This window comes from Ruegeria sp. BHSA123, from assembly GCF_059613425.1.
Genome location: NZ_JBXWSL010000134.1, coordinates 1 through 4,030, shown reverse-complemented (window position 1 = coordinate 4,030; position 4,030 = coordinate 1). Strand labels below are relative to the sequence as shown.

The window sequence follows — 4,030 nt, the reverse complement described above, 5'->3', positions numbered from 1 at the left end:
CAGTGTATACCGTCAGTTCCGTTTCCGATGCCGCAGCCGTCGCCGTCAGTAAACCGAACGCCAAAACCGCATAAATTGATCTCTTCTGTTTCATGGTTGTCCTCTGTTGGTTGATCTTCGTTTTTGGGCGCCTTCATTTGCGAGGCGCTTTGGGTCATTTGCATCCAGTGCCCGCCGGTTCGAAAGATTTGGACCCTCAAGATGCGCTGTTCACATGCGAAGTGTCGGGGCGATACCTTTCCATATCAGGTTGCCAAAACCAGCCCGCACAGGAATTCCAGTTTAGCATTGCCGCCGCTTTGAAACCATCCTTGGACCGAAGTGAAACCTCTTTCCCAAGGATCGCGGTGAACAAACAAAACGGTCTAGATTCGTGTTAATTTGTGCTCCATTTAGGTCTTTATCGTGAAAAATGTATCAAATTTATTAACTGGTCAAGAAAAACCAACAAAAAGCCACACAATTGCGAGCTGCTTCTACTTTGGGACAAAGGTAATGCCCTGAATGAGTTTCACCCAATCGAAATCCCACTGAATCGCGCCATGTTTCCCAGAGGCTTCGGCCCCAGAGTTGGGCAAGGCCAGGGTGAGAAAACAACAAGCAAGCTTTCTTCTGAAACACAGGATAACGCGGTTGGAACTGGACAGCCAAGAGCGTCACAGCTGCGTTGCGAATCTCTTCACGGCTGGAGGCAATCGTGCTTAGTCACAAATGCCCTTCACCTTGATGTGCATCTCACCCATTGTACAGCGGGTTTGGCATGGTCCTTTGCGCCCGTGCACCGTTTCATTTTGCAAAAGACCTATCAAGAAGCCGGCCGCCGCAATCGACGGCCGATTGTTAATGCAGCGGATTATTCGAACTCTTCAAAGGTTTCCCTCACAGCATCGTCCACTGCCCCGGCCAGCAACCTGCCACCGTCGTTGTCGCAGGCGTCTTCAAGCTCTTCGACGAACTCGGTCTTGAGGTCGCCCAGATATTCTTCCGGGACGGTAGCCACGACATCGATCTGACGGTTGTAGAGCGACACCATCGCCATGAGACGCACGATCTGGCTTACCTGATCGGGGTCATCCTCGTGCTCTGCAAGAACACTGGCGCAGCTAAGATGCATGAACGGTGCAGCTGCGGCGATGATTTCGTCCATCTCCGCATCGGCAGAGGCAGTGCTCGCCAGCGCTGTAATGCACATCCCGAAAATTGCCGTTAGGGGAACTCGTTTCATGTGATCTACCTCATTTCTTCAATAGCGTGCGGCACGTGCAGCGTGGCCTTAGCGCTTTTTACGATAGCCTGCGATGGCACCGACGACGGCTCCGGCTTTTGCGCCGTCACTGCCGGATACGAGGTACCCCACCCCAGCCCCCACGACGGCACCGCCAACCGTGTTCTTCGTTCGTTGCGACTGGGCCTCGGCTGGCAGCGGCAAGGCCAGGATTGCGGCCATCAGCAGGGCGAGTGCGGTGGCCTGTGACTTTGTCGAAAACTGCATATCTCGGTCTCCTTATCGGTTCAGTTGATCCGTTCAGCCGATGGAAAGGTCCAGCTTCCATCCAGAATTTCGGCGCGCGGCTGGTACAGGCGGACGGTGTAATTCCAGTTTGGCGGGGTCGGGATACAGTTGATCCGGCCATCGTCACATGCACCGAAGTGGATAGTGTATGACCCGTCCTCGTTGGGCTTGGCAGAAACGTTGTTGTAACTGTTGCGGTCAAGCTCGTTCGGCTCAAGATAGCCGTCGGCATTGTAAACGGTGATCGACCAAAACGCGTCGACCGGGACGTCGTTGACCGTGATTGCATGGGGCGTCTCGCCATCATTTGCATCGACACTGGCGATCACGGCCGAGGCCGTGGTCGCCGGTTGCCCTGCCCAACCAGCGATGGCGCCGACCAGGTGATCGATCGGGTCGACCTCGTCCTTGCGGCCAAAGGCATTGGCCGCATCAAAGCCGACAGCGCTTGCCAGATCGTTCACCGCCTTGCGCGCTTCGGCCAGGCTTTCCATATCCCAGTCCGGCGCTTCGAACGGGCCGTTGCCACCGCCGCTGAGCTCGATCCCGTCCTGCGCCGCATGCGCTCTGGCCAGATCTTCGGCATCCGTGGCATCGGCGAATGTACGGAACAGGACAAAGGCAAAGCGCGTGCCGACATTGTCCTCGGTCAGGTCATAGGTGCCCGGCGTCGCCTCGACAAAGGCATAGTGATCCTGGCTGATAGCCAGCATCGACTGAAAACGGCCATCGCCGTCGGGCAAAGTGATCTGGACCGGCTGGGACAGGTCGAGGATCACGGCGGAATAAAGCGTGTCCTGATTTGCGCGGATGATCGGCTGCGGAGCATCCGCCGAAACCAGCGTACGCTCGTGAACGATTTCGCCCACGCCCACCCCATTGGCGGCAAGATTTGCCCGGATCATCGTGTCAGATTCCGCCCGCACAAGGTTGTGGATGCGCACCTCCTCTGACGCGGCAATCGAGGGCACACACAGCGCAAGGGCAAAAAGAAGACGTCGCATGAGAAATCCTTTCCGTTAATTCAAAAGGCGAACTGGGGGGAAGCTCCACGTCCCATCGAGAACCTCGGGCCCGGGCTGATACATCCGCACGGTATAGTTCCAGCCCTCCATGATCGGCAGGCAGTTGACCCGCCCATCCATACACCCGCTCAGGTGAATGGTCATTGATCCATCACCATTGCGCGCACCTGTCACTGAATTGACGTTATAGGCACCTTGCGCGTTGGGCTGGAAAAAGCCCCTGGCGTTATAAAGGCTGACAGACCAGAACGCCCCGACCGGCACCTCGGCGGGAACATCGATGCGATACTCGGCCACTGGCAGATTTGGTTCTACACTGACGTAATAGGCCTCATGCTCGGGCAACCCACCCCAACCGCCGGCGGTGCCGATCAGATGCCGGACCGCCTGAACCTGATCACGCGCGCCGAACATATGGGAACTGTCCGGCACATAGGGGCCGAGGGCCAGAATGCTCTGTAACAGCCCCTCAAAACTGGCTTCGTCATAATTGGGAAGGATGAACGGACGGGCCGACCCGGCCTCGACCAGCATCTGGTCCTGCAACGCGTTGACGGTGGCCACATCCGAAGGATCGGCGGCATCGACCAACACGCGCATGAAGACGACAACATAGGGCGTGCCAAAAGTCTCGACATCCAGCGCATAGGTGCCACCACCGTGAAACACCTCTTCGATGTAATGATCCTGATTGAGAACCATTGCGGTCATATAGCGGCCATCTGCATTTGGCAGCGTCAGGGTTGCGCCTTCGCTGATGTCGATAACAGCGGTGCTGTACAGCGTGTCGCGGTTCATCCGGATTGTTGGTTGATCATCCACCGGGGTCGGTTCGCGAAAGTGAAAGAACCTGTTCACGCCTCCGGCCAGTGACACATATTTGCCCAGCTCAAGATCAGTCGCGGCGCGGATGAAATTGTCGATGGTAACCGGGATCTCGCGGCTGTCACTTAAACTGTCGACGGTTGTGTCCATATCCTTCGCATACGGTGCCTGAGCCCAGATCGTGGCCAGCAACGTCAGCGACAGACTGATAGAGAGGGCAAAAGACTTACTCACGAACATGTCCCTTAAGAAATCACAGGTTTCGTTGGTGATGACGGGTTGGGGGAACGGCGGTGTAACCCGTTGTCGCAGGGCGATTGTGCAGCGCCTTGACGGGTTGTGTCACCGGACAATTCCCGACAAACTAACCCAATGCGTCGAAACATGGTTACAATTCGCGAGTTGGCCCATGTTGTGGAACTGCTTGAAGATTTCGCCGGAGCGAGCACCGTTGCGGACGCCCTTCAAGCGGTCGGCCTAGACCGTTCTGTTCTATCGCTGAAAGCGGGTTTTGCACCCTACGCATCAGAGGGCATTCTGGTTGAAACGGTGGCCCGTGCGATGGGCGACAGGCTTCTTGGTGCCCGGATTGGCCGCAAATTCGATTACGCGCGTTACGGCGCGTATTCAAGTTTTGTGCTGAGCGCGCCTGATCTGGCTACCGCGC

At 56.7% G+C, this 4,030-nt stretch carries 5 protein-coding genes; 1 reads left to right on the top strand and 4 read right to left on the bottom strand.

Annotation, left to right across the window (positions count from 1 at the left end; translation table 11 throughout):
• Nucleotides 1-853: 853 nt before the first annotated feature.
• Genes AC2FNC_RS20380 through AC2FNC_RS20365 form a run of 4 tightly spaced genes read right to left on the bottom strand, consistent with a single transcriptional unit; the run spans nucleotide 854 to nucleotide 3,597 of the window.
• Nucleotides 854-1,225 (bottom strand): hypothetical protein, encoded by a 372-nt coding sequence (locus AC2FNC_RS20380; RefSeq protein WP_480496623.1) that lies wholly within the window; start codon nucleotides 1,223-1,225, stop codon nucleotides 854-856.
• A 48-nt stretch (nucleotides 1,226-1,273) separates the two neighbouring features.
• Nucleotides 1,274-1,492, bottom strand: a complete 219-nt coding sequence (locus AC2FNC_RS20375; protein ID WP_480477721.1) for a YMGG-like glycine zipper-containing protein — start codon at nucleotides 1,490-1,492, stop codon at nucleotides 1,274-1,276.
• A gap of 20 nt (nucleotides 1,493-1,512) precedes the next feature.
• Entirely contained in the window at nucleotides 1,513-2,517 is a 1,005-nt protein-coding gene (locus tag AC2FNC_RS20370; protein WP_480496621.1) for a DUF1214 domain-containing protein, read from the bottom strand.
• 15 nt (nucleotides 2,518-2,532) lie between these two features.
• Nucleotides 2,533-3,597 carry a DUF1214 domain-containing protein gene (locus tag AC2FNC_RS20365; RefSeq protein WP_496716507.1) on the bottom strand — a complete coding sequence of 355 codons (1,065 nt, stop codon included), beginning with the start codon at nucleotides 3,595-3,597 and terminating at the stop codon, nucleotides 2,533-2,535.
• Nucleotides 3,598-3,747: 150 nt separating this feature from the next.
• Between AC2FNC_RS20365 and AC2FNC_RS20360 the strand changes: the two genes are divergently transcribed.
• The coding region (locus AC2FNC_RS20360; protein ID WP_496716506.1) for an AraC family transcriptional regulator ligand-binding domain-containing protein at nucleotides 3,748-4,030 on the top strand (283 nt) is incomplete at its 3' end.

Coding starts and splice junctions, on each gene's coding strand:
- AC2FNC_RS20380 (WP_480496623.1), bottom strand. CDS start 1,225: ATGAAACGAGTTCCCCTAACGGCAATTTTCGGGATGTGCATTACAGCG.
- AC2FNC_RS20375 (WP_480477721.1), bottom strand. CDS start 1,492: ATGCAGTTTTCGACAAAGTCACAGGCCACCGCACTCGCCCTGCTGATG.
- AC2FNC_RS20370 (WP_480496621.1), bottom strand. CDS start 2,517: ATGCGACGTCTTCTTTTTGCCCTTGCGCTGTGTGTGCCCTCGATTGCC.